The 21,514-nt window shown below is 33.4% G+C and carries 16 protein-coding genes; 13 read left to right on the top strand and 3 right to left on the bottom strand.

Features of this window, described 5'->3' with window-relative positions; genetic code table 11:
• Positions 1-45 precede the first annotated feature (45 nt).
• From QXQ25_01780 to QXQ25_01810, 7 genes are all read left to right on the top strand, one after another.
• The gene (locus QXQ25_01780) at positions 46-597 is read left to right on the top strand and encodes a 2-oxoacid:acceptor oxidoreductase family protein (protein ID MEM0160436.1); all 552 of its coding nucleotides are present in this window, start codon (positions 46-48) and stop codon (positions 595-597) included.
• A gap of 7 nt (positions 598-604) precedes the next feature.
• Positions 605-907 carry a 4Fe-4S binding protein gene (locus QXQ25_01785; protein MEM0160437.1) on the top strand — a complete coding sequence of 101 codons (303 nt, stop codon included), beginning with the start codon at positions 605-607 and terminating at the stop codon, positions 905-907.
• Position 908: 1 nt separating this feature from the next.
• Positions 909-2,099, top strand: coding sequence for a transketolase C-terminal domain-containing protein (locus tag QXQ25_01790; GenBank protein MEM0160438.1), 1,191 nt, complete (start codon positions 909-911; stop codon positions 2,097-2,099).
• On the top strand, positions 2,096-2,986 hold the full coding sequence (locus tag QXQ25_01795) for a thiamine pyrophosphate-dependent enzyme (GenBank protein MEM0160439.1): 891 nt from the start codon (positions 2,096-2,098) through the stop codon (positions 2,984-2,986). Before QXQ25_01790 ends, QXQ25_01795 begins: the two co-directional genes overlap by 4 nt.
• A gap of 366 nt (positions 2,987-3,352) precedes the next feature.
• Positions 3,353-4,846 (top strand): gas vesicle protein GvpD P-loop domain-containing protein, encoded by a 1,494-nt coding sequence (gvpD, locus tag QXQ25_01800; GenBank protein ID MEM0160440.1) that lies wholly within the window; start codon positions 3,353-3,355, stop codon positions 4,844-4,846.
• A 114-nt stretch (positions 4,847-4,960) separates the two neighbouring features.
• A complete protein-coding gene (smc, locus tag QXQ25_01805; GenBank protein MEM0160441.1) occupies positions 4,961-8,500 on the top strand; it encodes a chromosome segregation protein SMC in 3,540 nt (1,179 codons plus the stop codon).
• On the top strand, positions 8,490-9,347 hold the full coding sequence (locus tag QXQ25_01810; GenBank protein MEM0160442.1) for a segregation/condensation protein A: 858 nt from the start codon (positions 8,490-8,492) through the stop codon (positions 9,345-9,347). The genes smc and QXQ25_01810 overlap by 11 nt, the downstream gene beginning before the upstream one ends.
• Here QXQ25_01810 and QXQ25_01815 read toward each other — a convergent pair.
• Positions 9,337-9,630 (bottom strand): DNA-directed RNA polymerase subunit L, encoded by a 294-nt coding sequence (locus tag QXQ25_01815; GenBank protein ID MEM0160443.1) that lies wholly within the window; start codon positions 9,628-9,630, stop codon positions 9,337-9,339. The two genes, QXQ25_01810 and QXQ25_01815, sit on opposite strands and share 11 nt — an antisense overlap.
• A 220-nt stretch (positions 9,631-9,850) precedes the next feature.
• Here QXQ25_01815 and QXQ25_01820 point away from each other — a divergent pair, with 220 nt between their 5' ends.
• The 4 genes from QXQ25_01820 to thiI all read left to right on the top strand — a co-directional run bounded on the left by QXQ25_01820 (position 9,851) and on the right by thiI (position 18,224).
• On the top strand, positions 9,851-14,722 hold the full coding sequence (locus QXQ25_01820; protein MEM0160444.1) for a hypothetical protein: 4,872 nt from the start codon (positions 9,851-9,853) through the stop codon (positions 14,720-14,722).
• The gene (locus QXQ25_01825; protein ID MEM0160445.1) at positions 14,719-16,302 is read left to right on the top strand and encodes a DUF5591 domain-containing protein; all 1,584 of its coding nucleotides are present in this window, start codon (positions 14,719-14,721) and stop codon (positions 16,300-16,302) included. Before QXQ25_01820 ends, QXQ25_01825 begins: the two co-directional genes overlap by 4 nt.
• A gap of 65 nt (positions 16,303-16,367) precedes the next feature.
• Positions 16,368-17,006, top strand: coding sequence for an orotidine-5'-phosphate decarboxylase (pyrF, locus tag QXQ25_01830; protein MEM0160446.1), 639 nt, complete (start codon positions 16,368-16,370; stop codon positions 17,004-17,006).
• Positions 17,007-17,090: 84 nt separating this feature from the next.
• Positions 17,091-18,224 carry a tRNA uracil 4-sulfurtransferase ThiI gene (gene thiI / locus QXQ25_01835; protein ID MEM0160447.1) on the top strand — a complete coding sequence of 378 codons (1,134 nt, stop codon included), beginning with the start codon at positions 17,091-17,093 and terminating at the stop codon, positions 18,222-18,224.
• On the opposite strand, the gene QXQ25_01840 is transcribed toward thiI, so the two are convergent.
• A complete protein-coding gene (locus QXQ25_01840; protein ID MEM0160448.1) occupies positions 18,221-19,423 on the bottom strand; it encodes a tRNA (N(6)-L-threonylcarbamoyladenosine(37)-C(2))-methylthiotransferase in 1,203 nt (400 codons plus the stop codon). The genes thiI and QXQ25_01840 overlap by 4 nt on opposite strands.
• A gap of 229 nt (positions 19,424-19,652) precedes the next feature.
• Between QXQ25_01840 and QXQ25_01845 the strand changes: the two genes are divergently transcribed.
• A complete protein-coding gene (locus tag QXQ25_01845) occupies positions 19,653-19,811 on the top strand; it encodes a hypothetical protein (GenBank protein MEM0160449.1) in 159 nt (52 codons plus the stop codon).
• A 387-nt stretch (positions 19,812-20,198) separates the two neighbouring features.
• On the top strand, positions 20,199-20,810 hold the full coding sequence (locus tag QXQ25_01850; GenBank protein MEM0160450.1) for a hypothetical protein: 612 nt from the start codon (positions 20,199-20,201) through the stop codon (positions 20,808-20,810).
• Between the two features lie 14 nt (positions 20,811-20,824).
• Here the strand turns inward: QXQ25_01850 and QXQ25_01855 are convergent, their stop codons facing one another.
• The gene (locus QXQ25_01855; protein MEM0160451.1) at positions 20,825-21,511 is read right to left on the bottom strand and encodes a KaiC domain-containing protein; all 687 of its coding nucleotides are present in this window, start codon (positions 21,509-21,511) and stop codon (positions 20,825-20,827) included.
• Positions 21,512-21,514: the final 3 nt, after the last annotated feature.

Below are 21,514 nucleotides of genomic sequence, written 5' to 3' on the forward strand. Positions count from 1 at the left end.
AGCCAATAAGAAGCTTTATCTTATTGTTTGCATTTACCTCTCGCTATGTATGAAGTAAGATTTCATGGCAGAGGTGGACAAGGTGCAGTTACAGCTGCAAATATTCTTGCGATTGCAGCGTTCAAAGAAGGCTATGATGTACAGGCATTTCCGTTTTTTGGAGTAGAGCGCAGAGGTGCTCCTGTAGAAGCGTATACAAGAATTGACAACAGGAAAATAGATATAAAAATGTATATTTATAATCCAGATGCGGTGATAGTACTAGACACATCTTTGATAAGCAAGATTGACGTGGCTAAAGGATTGAAAGATGGAGGAATAATAATATTTAATTCTGTTAAAGAACCGTCTGAATTCAAACTAAAAACCTTTAAAGTCGCAACAGTGGATGCAACTGACATTGCAGTGAACAGGGGATTAGGATCTAAATCCGCGCCTATAGTAAACACTGCGATTCTCGGAGCTTACGCAAAGGCAGTAGGAAACGTGAAAATAGAGAGCATAGTGGAAGCTGTGAAGGAAAACGCGCCGATTAAGGGAGAGGAGAACGCAGCCGCCGCTTTTGAATCTTATCAAAAAACGGTTTTAGGATGGTGAACTTTTTATGAAAATTACAAGAGGTATAGTCATATCAGAGCCAGGAAGTACCGCTCTTGAAGAGACGGGATCATGGAGAACTTATAAACCTGAAATAAGATATGAAAAATGTATTAGATGCATGATTTGCTGGACTTATTGCCCAGAGCCAGCAATAGAAAAGAAAGAGGGAAAAACATATGCAACACCAAACCAGAAACTGGTCAATATGCCAGTTCCAGTTATAAACTATGATTACTGCAAAGGATGCGGGATCTGTGTAAATGAATGCCCGACCAAAGCTATAGATTTCTACAGGGAGGAAAAGTAATATGACAAAAATGATCGTGAAAGGTAACGAATCTGTAGCTTATGCAGCCAAACTTGCGAGGGTATCCGTAATACCTGCTTATCCTATCACACCCTCCACTTTATTTCCTGAAAAAATATCAGAAATGATAGCTGAAGGGAAGATGGATGCACTGTTTTTACCTGTTGAAAGCGAACATTCAGCAATGTCCGCGGCGATAGGAGCTGCAGTAACGGGTGTAAGGACCATGACCGCAACTGCAAGCCAGGGCGTGGCATTTATGCATGAAATGCTGTTCATAGCAAGTGGAATGAGACTGCCAATAGTCATGGCTGTGGGAAATAGAGCATTAAGTGCACCGGTAAATATATGGGCTGATCAGCAGGATAGCATGTCAGAGCGTGATGCAGGATGGTTACATTTATATGCCGAAACCAATCAGGAAGCACTGGATCTTGCACTTCTGGCTTTTAAGATCAGTGAAAACGAAAAAGTGTTGTTACCAACATTGATTGGACTCGATGCTTTTGTACTGACTCACACAATGGAACCTGTGGATGTGCCAGAGCAGGAAGAGGTTGATGCTTTCCTAGGGAAAAAGCAAATAAATTATGAGGTTATGGACAGTAATAGCCCTTCCACTTTCGGGGCATTTGTATTTCCTGAACATTATATTGAATTCAGGTATTCACAAAGCATAGCCATGGAAAATGCAAAAAAAGTAATCGACGAATCATTTAAAGAATTCGAGACTAAATTTGGAAGGAAATATGAAAAAGTATCTAAATTTATGGTGGATGATGCAGATATAGTATTATTAACCATGGGCTCAATGACCGGCACAGCAAGAGAGTCAGTCCGAAGAATGAGAGAAAAGGGAATTAAAGTTGGATTAATCAAGATAACTGTTTTCAGACCATTTCCAAAAGAAGAGCTTATAAATATACTTAAAAAGGTAAAATTACTTGCCGTTGTGGATAGAAACATATCCATCGGATTTGCAGGATCTATTTATAGTGAGATTTCAACAATAATGTACGGTGAGAAAACACGCCCTAAAATTATAGATTTTATAATTGGGTTGGGTGGTAGAGATATTAAAGTTGAAAACTATGAAGAGATTGTAAATATTGCGCAAAGCCAGAAGGCTGAAGCTGTTAACTGGATCAATGTTGATAAAGACGCGGTATATAAAGCGGAGGGAATGCAATGATCAACGAAGATGTTGAATATTTTGCGCCTGGGCACAGAGCCTGTGCAGGCTGTGCAGCACCAATTATTGTAAAATGGGTACTGAAACTTGCAGGCCCGAACACGTACATTGTGAACGCTACAGGCTGTCTGGAAGTATTTTCCACACCCTATCCACATACATCATGGAAATTGCCTTGGTTACATACTGCTTTTGAAAATGCCTCTGCGACTGCAAGTGGCCTAGAGTATGCACTTAAAGCTCTTGGAAAAGACAAAGATGCAAACATAATTATATTCGGTGGAGATGGTGGTACTTCTGATATTGGCATACAGTCTTTGAGCGGAATGTTAGAGAGAGGTCATAATATCATGTATGTGTTATATGATAATGAAGCATATATGAACACGGGAATACAGAGATCTTCATCCACTCCTTTCGGTGCGTGGACTACAACGACACAGATAGGTCCTTCAGATATGCTCGGTAAAAAAGAGCTAAAAAAGCCGATTGCAAAGATAGTAGCAGCACATAATATTCCTTATGTAGCTACTGTTAATCCTGCCTATATGAACGATTTTAAAACGAAGATAAACAAAGCTTTAAAGATCAAAGGACCTAGATTTATACATTCTATATCCAGTTGCACAACAGGATGGAGACATGATCCAAGTAAGACAATAGAGATAATGAGACTTGCAACAGATACAGGAATATTTCCTTTATATGAAATAGAGAATGGTGAAATAGAAAATTTGAAGCTTACATATATTCCAAAGCAGAGAAAGCCAGTAGAAGAGTATTTAAAACCGCAGGGTAGATTCAGGCATCTCTTTAACAATCCACAATATATTAAAGAGATTCAGGAAATGGTAGATAAATGGTGGGCTCCATACGAAAAAAAGTAGAGTCTAAAAAATTATCTTTTACCCCTTTATTTTTCTTGGAATAAACAGAAAAGGTACTATTTTTAACGGACAGGATAATTCGTCAGATGAAAAATTAGAAAAGGAATTGCTAGATCACCGCACATTCAAAAACTGTGATCATGGTACGAGTAAAAGCAATGGCTATGTGTTTAAAGCATAATATATACATTCTTTTATCTTTGGAAAATAACGTAGTGTAAGCAATAAAAAGCAGAAAAAATAAATGAAAGAATATCTAGGAAAGAGGCTATTTTTGTGATTTTGAATGCAGTTCTACGAGGTAAGTTAAAAATCGAGTTATTGTCAGAAAATTTATTATAGTTATTATATAATATCAAATCTGTTATGAATGGTCTGTCTGGCTTAATGAAAGAATTATCTATCTTCTTTGAATCAAAATCTGCAACATCTCTTATCTTAGCTGGTGCTCCAGGTACCGGTAAAACTACGCTAGCACTCCAGATTTTAGAGACTTATAAAGATAAGTACAATGGAATATATTTATCTACAAGAGTTGGTGATTCTGCATTATATCAGCAGTTTCCATGGATAAAAGATATGGAAAATAAAACTAAAATAATAGATGCTGGCAGGTTGTTTTTAGATAGCTTAAAAATTATAGAAGCAAACAGTGACGAAGAACAAGTAGAGGCAGCGAGATTATTGATCAAGAATATCTACGATGACAAACCTGCAAAAGTGTCAAGAGTATTATACAACAAATATTTCAAGGATCTTAAAATACCAGAATTAAAACGAGTATACAATGAAGTAGAACGTAATCTTCCAAATAGGTCTATGATAATAATAGACAGCGTGGAAGGATTATCAAGCAAGTACAAAATTAACGAAGAAGAGCTTATATATACCCTAGTAAAAGACTTGGTAGATGACAGTAATGCGAATATAATATTTATTTTAGAAAAAAAGAGGTCAGAACAGTTAGAGTACATAGCTGATGGTGTATTTGTTTTAGATCAGGATATGTACGAAGGGAGAAAGGTGAGAAGTCTGAATATAATTAAAATGAGAGGTGTAAGCTTTAAATTTAGCAAATATATGATTACATTAAATGGTGGAAAATTTAGGATATTTTCACCTACTGCCGAGATCTCTCTTCAGGGGTTGGAAAATATAGAGAAAGATTACAATATGCAAAATAAAAACTTAATTACTACCGGAAGCAAAGATTTAGACACAATGTTGGATGGAGGGTTTAAATATGGCACTTTAAATTTAATATCTGTTAGTAAAGATGTGAGTAAATTGCAATATGAGACCTTTATGACCCAGATACTTGGAAATATATTAAGCAACAATATTGGGATCTTAGCAGTTCCTTCGTTGGGCCAAACTATCGAAGGTAATAGAAATAGATTTAAGAGCTATAGATTCTTAGACCCTGAACTGGTAGATAATAATCTTAGATTTATAGATTATTCTGGATACAATAATAACAAAAAGTATGTTATATCGCTTACAGGCAGAAGAGAAAGTTCAATAGAGCAATTGAACTCGAAAATAAATGAACTGAGAAAGTATAATAAAACAATTGTTTACCTCCTTTCCTTGAGTACAATTGAAAAGTTTAGAGGCCAAATAGCATTTTTAGAAATTGTAGATTTCATAAATAATATTATAAATAGCAACGATATAGGAATAGCTATAGCTAAGCCAGGCATAATAAGTGAAAATCTGATAAAAAACATGGCATCAATTCATATCAGACTTCTAAATATATACAATAAATTATGTCTTTATGGGATCGCTCCAAAAACTATCCTATATGCTATAGAACCTTCAAAAAATTATTCTTTTGATCTTGTGCCAATAGTATGACATTTATATCAATAATGTCTGATTTTTTAGTAAAATTTATATACTAATTATATTATATCTAATTTAATAAGTCAGACAAAAGTCATAAAATATCCTGGCAGGATTGGTGAGTAAATGTTTTTACAGTCAATAGAGCTTGAAAATTTCAAATCGTTTGGCAAAAAGACAAAGATAGAGTTTAAAAATGGATTCACAGTTTTGAGTGGTCCCAACGGCTCTGGGAAAAGTAATATATCAGATGCCATCCTATTTGTCTTAGGCCCAAAAAGCTCAAAAATGATCAGAGCACAAAAGCTTACTGACTTAATATTTAATGGAGGCAAAGACCGAAATGCAGCAGATTACTGTAAAGTTTCTATAACGTTTAATAATACAGATAGGTTTATACCATTAGATAATGATCTGGTCACGTTTTCAAGAATGGTTAAGTTATCAGAGCGTGAGGATGGATACAACTCTTATTTTTATATCAATGGTGATAAAGCAAAACTGCAAGATTTTACAGATCTGTTGTCACAAGCCAGAATTTTTGCAGATGGCTACAATTTTGTGCAACAAGGAGATGTAACCAATATTGTAGAGATGACGGCACTGGAGCGCAGGAGAATACTGGAAGAAATTGCCGGAATAACGAAATATGATGAAGAGATTCAAAATGCAGAGAGTAAGAAAAAAGAAGTAGAAGAAAACATGAATGCAATAGATCTCTTATTGAAAGAGATCGAAGTGCATGTAGCAACATTGAGCAAGGATAGAGATGTAGCGCTTAAATATTTAGAGATTAAAGATCGATATAATAAGGCAAAGGCTCAGCTAGAGTATAAGCGAATGATGGGATTTAGGTCAGAAATAGAAGGCGACGAAGCAGAGATACTCAGATTAAAAAATGAGATAGAGAAATTAAACAGTGATATCAAGGAAATGAATAAGTCGGAAGAGAACGTGAAAGCAAAGAGAACTGAGCTGGATTTAGAGATAGCAAACAGTGGAGGAGAAGATGTAAAAAAATTGAAAGAGCAGATTGATGAGCATAGGATCCAGCTTGGAAGAAACAAGATGAAGATTGAAGATCTGGAAGATACTATAAAAAAGCAAAGAGAGCTTGTTTTAAGCAATGAAAAAGATTACAAAGAGCTTCTTACAAAGCTCAAAAATTCAGAGCTACAGAGAACAAAATTAAGCAAAGAAAAAGAGGCAAAGGCTCAGGATTATAACGCAAAAAAAAGCATTTTAAGTGAAAAAGAGAAAAAAGCAGTAGAATATTCAGAGAGCACTAAAGGATTGCAGGAGAATCTGTTAAAGTTGTATAAAGATCTTGAGACTATGCGATCTGAATTCACGCAGAAGACAAATGAATTTAACAAAACAAAAAATAAGCTTGACATGCTTGCAGAGTCAATAGCAGGTCTCGAAGAGTCTAAAAAGAATTATGAACTAAACATAACAGATGCAGAATGGAGACTCAGTGAATCAAAAAATTTCAACAAAGGTATTGAGAAAAATACTAAAGAACTGCAAGAACAATATTTTAAGCTAACAAATCAAGAAAAAAGCCTAAAAGAGGAGATTGAGAAGGTAGAAAAAGAGATACTATCTCTTACTAAAGAGTATGAAAAAGTGCAGGCGAGAATTGACAGCAGTAAAGTGGGGGCGGGGTATCATATAATAAGTGCCAGAGACCATAATGAATTAAAGGGGATTGTTGGAACAGTATCTGAATTAATTACCGTACCTGACGAGTATAAGGTTGCAATAGAAATTGCAGCAGGTGCGAGGCTAGAAAGCATTGTTGTTGAAAATGATGAACATGCAACAAAAGCAATAGAATATTTAAGGAATAAAAATTTAGGCAGGGCCACATTTTTGCCTCTGAACAAAATGATGGTAGGCAGACCAAGAGGCAAGGCATTACTTGCCGTGAAAGAGCAGAACGTTCTGGGGTTTGCAATTGAGCTTATAAAATTTAATAAAGAATATGAAAATGCGATATGGTATATTTTTGGAGACACTATAATTGTCAGGGACATGGCTACCGCGAGGAAGCTTATGGGTGGGATCAGAATAGTAACGCTTGACGGCCAGTTATTTGAGGCAAGTGGCGCAATAATAGGAGGCTCTTTAGAATCTCGGGGCAGTAGAGTAACAATGCGTGATTTAGAAGAGCTTGGAAAGAAGCTCAGAGATAAAAATAGCATGAGAGACGATCTTGAAAATGGGCTGAAAAATATAGAAACTATGTTGCAAGATGTTACAGCAAAGCTTAGAGAGTCTGCCATGAAAAACAATAAGGCCGAGCTTGAAATCTGGGAAAAAACTAAAGAAGAGTATAATAAGAAACTAACTGAATGTGTAATACAACTGAAAGCTAAGCAGGAAGAGAGTGATAAATTTACGGTGGTGCTTAAGAGTCTGGAGAATGAGATTACAGATCTAAAAAATTCAATAGCGGCGAAAGTTGAAGAATCCGAAAAGATAAAAAAGAGCATAGAAGCATTAACGCCAGAAAAATTAAGAAACGAAATAAAAAAGCTTAATGAAGAAATAGAAACTTTAGATGGTATTATAAAAGAACAAACTAATGAGTTAAGTGGTTTAAATACTGAAATATCTCTATTATCTGAAAAAATAGAAACGAACAGAAAGCAGGTAGAAAACTATACTATAGAAATAAAAGCTAAAGAAAAGGAGCTAAAAGAAGTAGAAGAACAGAAAAAGCAGACTGAGCAAGAGCTACAAAAATTGATAGAAGTTGAAAAATCGTTTAATGTAAAGTATCAGGAACTGATAAAAAAAAGGGAAGAGTTGGACAATAAGATCATAAGCATAGATCATGAAATAACTAGAAGTCAGGAAAATGCTGGAAGAAAGCAAGATTTTATTATCTCTTTAAATACACGTCTTAAAGAATCGCAAGAAAAACTTGAAGAGTCTAAGAAAATATTTGAAGCTTTTAATATAGAGATAACAGAGCCGGTACCACCGGTATCAGAACTTAAAAAGATAGTCTCGGATAGTGAAACTGAGCTAAAAAATTTAGAGCCTGTAAATATGAAAGCTATAGATGATTATAATGTCGAAAAGGAAAGATACGACACATTAAAGTCAAATTATGAAAAGCTAGAGCAAGAGCGCCAAGATTTGATAAAGCTGGTGGTTGAGCTCAACGAAAAGAAAAAAACAGGATTAATGATCGTATTAAAAGCAGTGAAAGAAAACTTCATGACGATATATAAAGAGATATCTGAGGGAGGAGAAGCAGATATGTATCTTGAAAATGAAGAAGATCCTTTTTCTGGCGGCTTGGTAATAAAAGTTAAGCCTAAAAGCAAGAAGTTTATAAGGCTAGAAGCATTGAGTGGCGGTGAAAAAAGTCTGGCAGCATTGACATTTATATTTGCAATACAAAAATATGAGCCTTCTCCAATCTATATTTTGGATGAAGTGGACATGTTTCTGGACAGTGTAAATGCTGAAAACGTGGCAAGAATAATAAAAAGCAACTCAGGCAACGCACAGTTTTTAGTAATATCTTTAAGAGAAGTGACATTACACTATGCAGATTATATAATAGGCGTTACATCTGCTATGGACGGGTTATCTAGAATATTTTCACAGTCTATGAAAAATATGGAGGTTATGCAGAATGGAACTTGAAATACTTAAAAAACTAATATCTTTTGATGAATATGACGAGTCTAAAATAGAAGAATATCTGAAACTTATAGCAAACTCTCAAAAAGGTTTATATCACTCTATGAAAGATGATCAGGAAAAAGCAATAGTTGCTGCATTCGAGCTTGTTATAGAGCATGGCTTGAATCCATGGAGCCTTGATATATTAGAGTTTACAAAATTATATTTAGAGAAAGTCAAAAATGAAGAGTTTATAGACTTTATAACTGCCGGAAACCTTATATTCATGGCATGGCAAATTTTAGAGAAAAAAACAAAAAGCGTGCTACTAAAGTATGAAGAAAAAGAACCGGTGCAGGAAATAGAACCTTACACATACGATAATGATTATGGAGATTATGATCTTACAGATTATTTAATCAGAGAAAATCCCTTGCAGGAACCGGTGAGAAGAGAAGAAAAAAGGCCCGTAACGATTATAGAACTTATAAACGCATTGCAAAAAAGCATGAACGATCAGAACCTTAGAAAAGAGACACAGGAGAAAAACAAGAAATTAAATGAGACGCTAAGCAAAACATGGAACGAAAAGCTTCATAGAGAGCGTTTGGAAGAGGAAATAAAAACAATATGGAACCGCATCTTGAGCGTTGATAAAGATTATATGGAATTAAAAGAGCTTTATGATGGCTCTAAGCTAGATTTTATACAGACTTTCATACCTTTGCTCTATCTATACAAGGAAGAAAAAGTGAACTTGATCCAGAGCAAACCTTATGATACTATTTCTGTTGAAGTATTAGTACCTTATCCATTGAGAAAGCTAGAACACTTAGAACCGCCAAAAGTAGAGCTTATCACTTCTTAGCCAGCTCTTTTTTTAATATTTTGTCCATGTCTTCAAAATATTTTTGTAATTTATTCAGTCCTCTTTTTACTGCATTTTGTGGTTTTCCCTCTTTTACCTTTATATACAATACAGGATTATCCAGCGTAGGATGATCTATATGATAAGTGATCTCATCAACCATCGGATCTTTAGAGATCTCTTCGATTAAAGGTCTCAGAATGGTATTATCTGAATTAACAATTTCTAATTTGATAGAATCCTTTTCTTTCTCTATAATCTGAAAGCTCATTTCTTCGGTCATTATAAAAGCTGATACTTTATTACTATTTTAATCTTTTTATGCGTTCTTTTAGTATTTTCGTCCATAGAGAAAGCGTTCGAATTTTTTCAAGTGTTTAGCTAAAGATCTCAGACACATATTATTAAATCCTTTATCTTAGCTCTTCTAATAACATTTGAAACAAAAGTTTATATGTATAGATATCATTTATTTATAAAATTTAATAGTGGGGGAATTTTAATTGCCTAATCCTTATACGTCCGCAATAAAAATTACAAAAGAGCTTGAAGAGAAGGCAAAAGAGATCAAATTAAAAAAAGAGCAATGTGATAGTCTAGAGGCAGATATACAAAAAAAATTATTAGAATTGAAAAAAATAGGCGCGGATACAGTAAATATATCTACTAAATTTAATAAGGGGAAGGCACTTTATGATAATAAAAACTATATTGAATGTATACCTATATATCAAGATGTACTAAACAGCTTAAAATCTATTGAGCTAGCACATATTAATGATTTTGATACAGATCTAAATAAAATATTTGATATGTCTAAGTACTTCAATATAGATCTTATAAAATATCAAGTAGAGTATAAATCATTGTTAAACACAGCCTCTGAAAATTTTGTAGAGTCTTTTAAAAAGATAGAAATTCTTAAAAGTCAATGTTTACAGATCTTTGAAGAAAGTTTATTGAAAATAATACACGCTATAATAGCTAAACTGGATATATTTGATACAACGGAGAAAGGCATTTTTGAGTCCAGAAGTGATGAAATATTAGAGCTTATTAGCAAGAAAGAAACTATACTAGCCGCTGAAAAATTGAAAAAGTTAGATTTAGACTATAGAGAGCAATCTGGAGAAAAATACAGGGCTTTGTTACTAGAAATATCTTCTTTAAAAAAATCGATCGAGTTTGCAAAAATAACATTTGACGCCCTTAAAATAAGCCAGATTGAAAAAGAGATAGAAAGAGAATATAAAAAAGGGAACATAGAAAAAGCAATAGTAATATCGAAGGATTTGAGAGATCTATTAAAAAATCAGATCTCTGAATTTTTCGAGAGTATCATGGCAATAACAGGTAACCTCATAGACGAAGCAAAATTTATTGGCGTGGAAAATGCAGAAGAGCTGAATAATGAGATTAATAAGATAAAAAATGATTTTTATGAAGGATCTTATTTTAACAGTCTAGTAGCAATCAAGAGAGTGATGTCGCAGATTGAGAAAATGAAATTTCAGAGGCTATACGATGAGATATCGAAAGTAAAAGACATACTTTCAAAAGCCAAAGAAGATAATATCGATATCACGAATTCACTGAATAGTTTAGAATCTGCAAAAGATAAGTTAAAAGATAAAAACTACATAGCTTCATATAATGATATAAAAAATGCAAGGCAGCAAATAGAAAAAATTATAAATTTAAGAGATAGGCTTATTAAAGAGCTGGTTGAAACGAAAGATTTGTTACCAAAGCTTTCAAAAGAAGGCATATCATTAAATATTTCAGAAAAAGAACTAGATAGTATATCTGATTTAGTTAGGAGCGATCCTTTTAAAGCAGAAGCTCAATTGACGGAGTTTAAGAACAGATTAAAAAGAGATCTTGAAGATTATGCATTAAACTTAAAATCCAAACTAGATGAAAATATTTCAGTTTCAAAAATGTACGGAATAGACTTAAAAAATTATGATATTGAATTATTGGACCAGCTTTTTGAAAATTCAGATTTTATAGCTTATATATCCAGCACTAAAAAAATCGACGCGTTATTAATTGAAAACATAGAAAAAGTAATAAACTCAAAGATAAGAGATACCGAAAAAAAACTTGTAAAAGAGAGTCAAGAAACAGGTCTTATTTTAACAGACTCATTAGCCAAAATAAAAGAGTTATTAAACAATCATAGTTATAGAGAGATTTACACAATTTTTAAAGAAATTGAAAATGTATTGTGGAATGAAAAAGTGAAGGAATATAACGATAAATTAAAGAGCATTGAAACTGTAGCAGAACAGCTGAGTAATGAAAATTTTGATGTTTCTCAACTAAAAACTCAAATCACCATTTTAAAAATAGAATTAGAACAAAAAAATGATAACAATATAAAACAGGCATATTCTGATTTGCAAAATATCTTTGATAATTCAATGAAAGATATAATTGATCAGATACTGGTATATAGCAACACTATTTTGATAGTACTAAAAAAATTAGGCATAGATAAAGAAAGAACTCCATTACCGCGAGAGATCTCTGAAATTATGGATGAACACAAGAAAGCAAATATAGAAGAAGTTTTTAAAAAGTCTTTAATTTTAAGAAAGCAGGTTAACGAGATATTAGAACACAGCGAATCATTGTTTATAGATATGTTATCTATAAAGCAGAGAATAAAAGATATTAAGATACCTGATACAGGAATATTAAACATCGATTTTGAACTTGGGGAAATAAAAAAAGAGTATAGCGAATTTAATTTTGATAGATGCAAGAAGCTGATAGATGAATTATCTGAAAAAATTGATAATGTCATATTTTCTCTAGATATAGATGCTATAACTAAAAAGATAGAAGAACTGTACAAGATATCTCAAACAGTAGGGTTAGGGCCAGAATTTGAAAACGATGCAGTTGTATTCAAAAGACTAATAAACGAAAAGAAGTTTAAAGATGCAAAAACAGTGGCAGAGAAAATTTTCAAAGAAACCGAACAGCAAATTGAATCTTTTTTTTCGCAGAGCTTTTTAAAAATGGACCAGCTTTTAGATACACTAAAGAGCAGATATTTAAAAATTCCATTAGATGAGAATATTCTCGAAGATTCAAAAAAATATTTTGTGAGCCGAGAGTACAGTAAGAGCTTGGAAACTTTAAAAGTATATGAGAACAAAATCAATAACATCAAATATGTTTATGATATTTTAGAACCAGATATAAAGTTAGTTGAGCAAAAAATAAGAGAAGCCAAGAACCTGGAACTTGTGGTACAGGACCTTGAAAATGAGTATGAGAGCATAAAGGCGCAGGTTTCATCTGGCGTTTATACAGAAGCTATCAATAAAGTAAAAGCTATATTATCCAATATTTCAGCACGGTTAAATGAGGCAGTAGATTCAATATTAAATAATGTAAGAGAAGAAATAAACAACGCAAAAGCCAGGAATGTTGATACCACGATAGTGGAAGGACTTTTATCTTCTGCAGAATTAAACCTTAAAAAAGGCAATGATTATGAATCGTTAAAAAGAGGATTTGAAGCATTAGATGAGCTGGGAAAGACAGATATACAGAAAAAAATGGCTAAAAAAATATTTTTAAAAGTTAAAAATGAGATCAACGCCCAGTCCAGTCTTTTAGGTAAGAGAATGATAGAGCAACAGAACGAGATAGAAATATTAGTACGTGCTGGGAAATATACTGAATGTATTGATAGATCTCTGAAACTGTTAGATAATATTCAATATACTATTTTCCTGGTAAACAATATACAAAAAAATTTAGAATATTCTAAGATATTGATTGCAGAGGCACGTGATCTTAACTTAGATGTTAAAGACGTAATGAAGACAATAAGCGAGGCTAAAACTAATTTTGTTGGAGTTAACTATGAAAACTCATTATCTTTAATCAAAAAGTCGACAGATATACTTGAGAAAAGGATATCTGGGTATATGCTCACAAAAGAAAATGAATATCAGAAACTTTTAACAACATATAAAAAATTCGCTAATTTTGAAAAAATAGAAGTTAAAGTCAAAGAGCTAGAAAAAATAAATAAAAAAGATACAGTGGCTATAACCAAAAAAAGAGAAGAGCTAATTAATATAATTAACGAAGAACTAGAAAAATTGGTTAATGAAAGGATAGCATTACTTGAAAATTATATATTATCAGAAAAAAAGTATGACATATTTTATCCGGAACTCATAGATAAAGTCAATAACTTAAAAATGAATGTAAAAAATTTAGAATATGAATATATACTATCTTTTGTGGCAGAATTAATGAAGGAATTTGAAAGAAAGCTTTATGAATACATATTCAACTTTATCAATACTACAAAAACAGAGATAGAAAAATATAAATCATTTGGCATAGACCTGTCGGATATACTCATTAAAGTGTCAGATTTATTGGTAATCTTAGAATATAGCGATTTTGTAAAGATTATGGAAGAAACAAAAAACATCAGCTCTAGTCTAGAGTCTCGTATAAGGGAAGAGATAGAAAAGAGAATGAAGAGTGAACTTGCTGATCTGGAATTTATAAACACTCAAAACGTAAAAAGATTAAAAGAGCTTATAAATATGGCGTTTCAAGGTAAAGAGTATATTCAAGTTCTCAAATATTTAAGTGATGTAAAATCAGTAATTAATAGTTATGAATCTTTACTGAAAGATGCAAGGGAAAAATTTGAGATTTTAAAACAAAAGTTCATGAAAATAAAGATAGAAAATAAAGAAACGTATGTGTTTTTAAATCGGGCTAATGAAATAGCATTACTTATCAATAATAATCCTGAGCTTGCAATTGACAAAATCTCAGAACTATCTGGAGATATAGATAGATTCACAGAGGCACATAATAATATAATCAGTATAAACTTGGAAGCCATTAGCATCATTGAAACTGTTCTTCATGCAAAACTGGAAATAACTAATAACAGCCCAGAGGATACGCTTAACATTCAGATCAAGATAGCTGGTTTGCTATCACAAAGTGAGCCCATAAATATTGAATCAATTAAAGGAAAAGACAAAAAAGAAATGGAAACTGACTTTTCTATAGTTAAAAAGAGCGGAGAACTAGAATTTATTATTACTTTTACAAATTTGGATAAATCATATAAAAGTGAGATTACTGTTCCATTCAATCTGGAGATTGACCCGGGCTACACAATTAAAAAATCTACAGGCACTGAGAGATGTAGCTATTGCAGAGGCAAGATATTCAGCGGGCTAGATTATGTAGAATGTGAGACAGGGGACGCAGCCTATCATGTTCAATGTGCAAAGAGAGCAGGTAAATGCATTATATGCCACAGAGAATTTAATTTTGATAAAATAATATTACCTAAAATCAGTGTAATAACATGATAAAAATGAAAGCAAGATCTGGATTTGCGAAGTCTGGGGTCTACGAATCAAATGACCTAAATTTTACGTTTCCGGGTATTGTAAACATTGCCTCGAAAACAGCCATAAAGTCAGAACTGAAGTTAATTAGAGAAGATGGTAAATTATACTTGAATGGAATACTATTAGATGAAAAAGAAATAAAGAGAAATAGATACATAGAGTTCTATGAAGATTTAGTGATTGTGCCAAATCTCAGCACGATCTTAAAAAAGCATAAAGAATTTGTGAAATATGTAATAGATTTAAGAAAAGAGATAGGGGTCAAAAAAATAATATTTGCACCTTTTATTGGCATACCGTCACAGATTCCAGTTTTAATGTATTTGGGCATTGATCTTATAGATACCTCATATACATATCTGGCTTCTAAAAATGGATATTTATTTACACGATATGGAGCATTCAGAGAAGAGGGCAAAGTTGACGATAACCTGAATTTAATGGCAGAATATATGCAAGAAACGAGAGACGCGATAAACAGAAACAAGCTTAGAGATCTTGTTGAATCCTTGCCAGATCTAACTGCCAAATCTCTGTTAAGGATAACCGATCTATTTTATTATAAAGAAATTGAGCCTTTTTATCCAGTCTGGGAAAAAGAATTGAATGCAGTGCAGTATGACTCACTTTTTCGCGCAGATATAAAAAGATTTATAGAACGTGTTAATGAAAGGTATCATAAGCCCGCTCTATACAACACTCTGTTATTATTACCATGCTCTGCTAAAAAGCCTTATTCAGACTCTAAATCACACCGCTTTTTCAGAAATTTGATAGAGGATACTGGAAAAATGGTCCATGAAGTAATTGTAACTTCACCACCGGCAGTTGTGCCCCGAGAACTGGAAACGGTCTATCCAGCGCAAAATTATGATATCTCTGTAATAGGGTACTGGTATCAGGATGAGGTCAAGCTAATTAGAGAGCAGTTAAAGAGGTATATAGAAAATAACAGGTATGAGCATATTATTGCATATCTGCCAGAAGATTTAGAATTTGTGAGAGACGTGCTCGAAAGCTATGGAGCAAAGATAATAATCGGAAATCTCAGAGATGCTGAAAATATAAAAACCCTGAAAGATTATATATTAAGCTCGAATTCTCCTGCTATTTCAAGGAAGTATCAGATTAAAGAGGAAATAAAAGCTGTTATCAGGTATCAGTTTGGAGATAGTTTTGATAATATATTGGAAAGGCTAACAATTACTGGAAGATATCCCAACATAGATATTTTACTGGATAATGAGCATTTTATGCATTTTAACAGAGATAAAGGAATGGTAACTTTAAGTTTAAAGGCAGCAGAAATTCTGGCAGATAAGCGCAGATACAGTGTGACGATAGAGAATTTCGAGCCTAAAGGCACGGTTTTCGCGGTAGGGGTACTTGATGCTACAGAAGATATACGCAAAGAGGATGAAATTGCAATAATCATTGACGGCAAAGCAGTGGGAGCTGGCACCGCAAAGATGAATTATGCAGATCTGCGATCGCAAGATTATGGAGAAGCGATAAAAATCAGGGCTTTTAAAAAATAGAAAATCAAAAAATTAGATATATCAATAATTAATATTACCTTAAGAAATAGGTAGAGAAGATTGATATGAAAAAATATGAAAATAGGATAATATTGGCACTGGATGTAGTAGATGCTGAAAAGGCCATTAAGATAGCCTCAGAATTAAGAAATTATGTGGATGCAATCAAAATAAACTATCCATTGATATTAGCTCAGGGACTTAACTTTATAAATAAATTAACAGTGCTAAACGATGTGATATGTGACATAAAACTTGCAGATATACCGAATACCAACAAACTTATTGTTCAGGAGATCAAAAAATATAATGTATCTGGCATAATAGTTCATGGTTTTGTAGGCTCAGACTCTGTAAAAACGGCGGTTGAAGAGTTCAAAGGAAGAGATGTATTTGTAGTCGCAGAGATGAGCCATCCCGGAGCTTTAGAGTATATGCAGCCGCACAGTGAGAAAATCGCAATTATGGCAAAAGAAGTAGGTGCAGCGGGAATAATAGTACCTGCTACCAGACCTGATCGAATAAAGATATATAGAAATCTCGTCGGAAACTTAAAAATTTTAACGCCCGGTGTCGGTGCACAGGGTGGAGATGCAAAATTGGCAATTGCCAATGGTGCAGATTACATAATAGTGGGAAGATCACTATATGAATCTAAAGATCCGGTGGCAACAGCCAAGAGCTTAATATTTTCCATAAAATAAGTGATAGAGATTAAAAAAGAACGTTTAAAATGTGAAATAGAAGCACAATAAAGTTAAAATAGTATAAATAATACTGCACAATAAATGATATTAGTCAGATACGGCGAAATAAGTTTAAAGGGTCGAAACAGGGAAGTTTTTGAGGATAAGTTAGTGGAGAATATATATAAACACTTGCACAGAGAAGGACAATCAGCAAACATCAAGAAATATCGTGGTAGAATTTTAGTATATACTGCTGCAGATCCAAATATTTTAAAAAATGTGCTGGGAATTGTTTCGATATCAGAAGCAGTAGAAACAGATCTGGATATTGAGAAAGTATATGCACATATATGCAAGCTAATAAAATTAAAGAATCCCAGAACATTCAGAATCTCCACACAGAGACTGTGGAAAGGCTTTAAATATACTTCTGTTGAGCTAAACAATATTTTTGGAGAAAAGGTAATAAATGATTTTGGATTAAAAGTAGACTTGGAGAACCCAGAACTGGAAATAGGAATAGAGATCACAGATTCTCATGCCTATATTTTTTCAGATCGAATTTCTGGATTTGGGGGGTTACCTGTCGGCATAGAAGGCACTATAATCGCACTTTTTTCTGGGGGCATAGATTCTCCCGTGGCAGCATGGATGGTTATGAAAAGAGGTGCTAAAGTCCTGCTTCTGAATTTTTACCACAATCAAGAACAGTTACAAAAAGTAATAGAAACAGCACATATTTTAGACAGATATTCTCCAGATCCCATTGAATTTATAGCAGAAGACCATGGTGCTTTAATCGGCAGTTTTGTGCATAACCTATATTATATAAACAAGCAGAGGTGGACATGCGTATTTTGCAGATACTCAATGCTAAAAAGAGCAGAGGAACTATCCCATGAAAAAAATGCACTTGCCATTGTCACAGGTGAATCTTTAGGGCAGGTAGCATCTCAGACATTGAATAACATTAATGTTGAGTCAAGTGCAGTAAACATACCCATCTTAAGGCCACTTATCGGATTAGATAAAATTGAGATCGAGAACATAGCCAAAAAAATAGGAACCTACGAAAAATCTATAATAGCAAAAGGTTGTGGGTGTCCGTTCTTGCCAGAATATCCAGTTACCAAAGCGGATTATGAATCGTTTAAAAAGATTGAGGTTCAAGCGTTTGCCAAAAGAGATGTGCCTGAAGTAAAAATAGTAAACGAAAGCAAACATACCTGCTAAATTACCTTTCCTATCAAGTACACATTTCCTGCATCTACTATCTCAACATCATAAAAACTATTTATTTTTACATCTTTCAGTATTATTGGCCTGTATCCCTCACTTCTTGCTAAAAAATAGCGTTTACCAGGCTCTGTAACCAATGCTTTATGCACGGTTCCTATTAATTTTACGTTATTTTCTTCACTTATTTTCAAATGAATCTGGGTTAAAATTCTAGACCACTCTTTTACTTTTCTCTGAAGTATCGGCTTAAGATCATATGCGGCAGTCATAGGTCTGGGTGAGAACCTTGTAATATTCAAAATGTCAGGCTTGATATCTTGTACGAGCTTAACGCTTTTTTCAAACGACTCATCAGTTTCGGTAGGATAGCCAACTATAATGTCTGTAGAAAATGTGAAATGGCTGAATTTTGCTTTAAATTTAGAAACAATATTATAGAAATCAGATACTGTATAATCGCGTTTCATGTCATTTAATACCGAATCATCGCCAGACTGTACTGGTAAATGAATAAACTTGAATATTTTCCGGCTTTCATATACTTCCAGCAATGGTTCTAATATGGTAGATGTTTCTCTAGGCTCCATCATTCCTACCCTTATCCTATATTCTCCTGGAATCTGGATTATCTTGTTTAACAGTTCAGGCAAGCCTGTACCCCTGTCCTTTCCATATGCTGCAGTGTCCTGGGCAGTGATTCTAATCTCTTTATGCCCCAGAGAAACAGCCAATTCTGTCTTTCTTATAATCTCCTGTTCTGGATAGCTTTTTAGATATCCTCTCGCAAGTTTGGTAATGCAATATGTACATTTTCCCAGGCATCCTTGGGCTATTGGTATTGCAACAGGATACCCGCTGCCGATACCTTTGAGATCTAAATTCATGTTGAATAATCTCAATGTGCCGTTTAATTCTTTTGGCGTGATTGTTACAGATTCTGCAAATAGCTCTTTTTTAATGGCTGGAAGGCAACCGCTTATAACCATCTTTTTATTATATTTTTTCAGCTCTTCGATTCTTTTTAGCATGTGATTTTCAGTGTGCTGAATAACAATGCAAGTGCCGATTAGAATAATATCTGCATCTGCGGGGTCAAGAGTTTGTTCATACCCATTTTTTTTAATCGCTTCATCTATCTGGGCGGTCTCAGCTTTGTTCATTGTACAGCCATAAGACTCTGTATATATTTTCACTTTGTATCCATCCGTACCGACTTATAATGATGCCTTCATAATCATCTATTGGTAATTAATTTTTTCTTTCAGCGACGTTGTCAATTTTTTGTTGGTAAGTAAATATTGTTTCATTTTGTCAAAGCTATATGGTATGCTAATGAATCAAACAAAATAAAAGAGAGGATGGATCAATAGTAAAATTATCAAGAAAAGGAACACAAGCAGAGAATGTTCAGTATATGGGTCATTGACTCGAAAAGAGCATTGCATAACTATGATATGTGAAGAATGTGACTTGATAATTGACAGAACCGAAAATGCAACAATAAACATAGCAAGACGGGGTCGAACAAGGCTGATACGATCCCTTCATAAAATGAGAAAGGGCAATCAGGTGAAGCGATGAAACAGTCAAAAGATGTGGAACAGATGATAGCAAGCTAGATCATATCAATAAAGCTTTTACAATGTCTTTTAAAAAGATCATATAAATAAAAACGTAAGATTAATATTTGCTTTATTCTTTGAATATGCACAACTTAATTGAAGCATGCAAGTAATGAATCTGCACTGTTTGAAAAATTATTGATCTGATATGGGACCAGTCTGCAAAGCTTTTGCATCTACAGTTTTAGCGTAAACTCAGATTTTAAAAGCATATAAAAATAACTTTGAATGTATATTATCTTCAGTTGCCTAGAAATTAAATCATTTAAAAAATAGCATTATAATAGACTATATAATCATAAGGTTTATATAAATAGATATTAATTACTGTAAGTAGGGATGAATCATGGTAACAAAAGAATCTAAACAGGAAGACTGGTTTGAAAAATTACAATCAGACTTAAATAAGAAATCGGAAGAGATTTTAAAAGGATATAATTTAGAATCAGACAAGAAAAGAAGCATAAATATAGAAATGGTCCAGGATCTCTGGAAAATTTACCTTAAGTTCGTTGATGTGAACGTGCACTTTACCTTAGATCCACCAGCTACAAACTGGGCCTCTTTTACTGATTATCCTACTAATTGGAAAATCAGGGATGAATATAACTTTGGAGCTTTGAATAGCATCTCTTTTGTAGATACAACGAGAGAAGATGACAGAACTGGCGATGCACTAAAGATGATGTATGAGCTAGGTCCTGATGGAGAAAAAATTAAGATTACCTTCGAGTTTTTTGAAGGTGAAAAGTACTATAAATATTCTGGCTGGAAAAGAACTTACGCAAAACATATATTATACGATAATTTAGTCTCTAAGTCCTCTATCGATGAGATACATAATATTCTCTCTGATCTGATACTTAAATGGTATGAATCTCACTTAAAGAGAGACCGAAACTTGCTCATAAACCATATAAAAGAAAAGTACCCGATAAGCGAGAGTTTTACAGAATAATATTTTTTATTTTTTTAATATGTTTCTGTACCTGAAAGAACTTCTATACCTTTATCTGTAATATAGTAAGGTCTTATTTTTCTAGAATGATTAGTTCTTCTCATTTTTATAACACACATAGTTAACCTCAGTTCATCTGCACGCTCGATATATTTTAAGAGAATAACTCCATCCACCACATACTCTATTAATCCATCTCTAGAACTTGATGGGTTTCTAGGATCTACTTCTGCAGTGATAATTGATGTTGCACCAGATTCCTTAATAGCTTTTACCAGTGAAAAAATTCCTTTTCTCTTTTCTGCATCAGTATCAAAAAGCATGCTTAACAAAGATACAGAATCTAATACCAATCTTTTTGCACCAAATTCTCTTATCTGTTCCGGAAGGTCACTGTTTATCCTCTCAACTGTGTTTAAAGCAGATTCGGGATCAAGCTTTATCACCAGTAGCTTATCTTCTTTAATATATGAATCTATGTCCCAGCCATAAACTGCTGAATTTTTTGCAATATCCTCACTGTTTTCTTCCAAGCTTATATAGATTCCTTTTTCACCGTTTACCAACCCTTCCCAAATAAATTGCAATGCCAGTGTTGTTTTTCCTGTCCCAAATTCTCCCAGTACTGCAACACATTCATGCTCTGGGATACCACCCTCTAACATATTGTCAAGCCCGCTAATGCCAGTTTTTATTTTCATTCT

The sequence above is a fragment of the Thermoplasmata archaeon genome (assembly GCA_038729465.1).
Taxonomy (GTDB): domain Archaea; phylum Thermoplasmatota; class Thermoplasmata; order Thermoplasmatales; family ARK-15; genus JAVRLB01.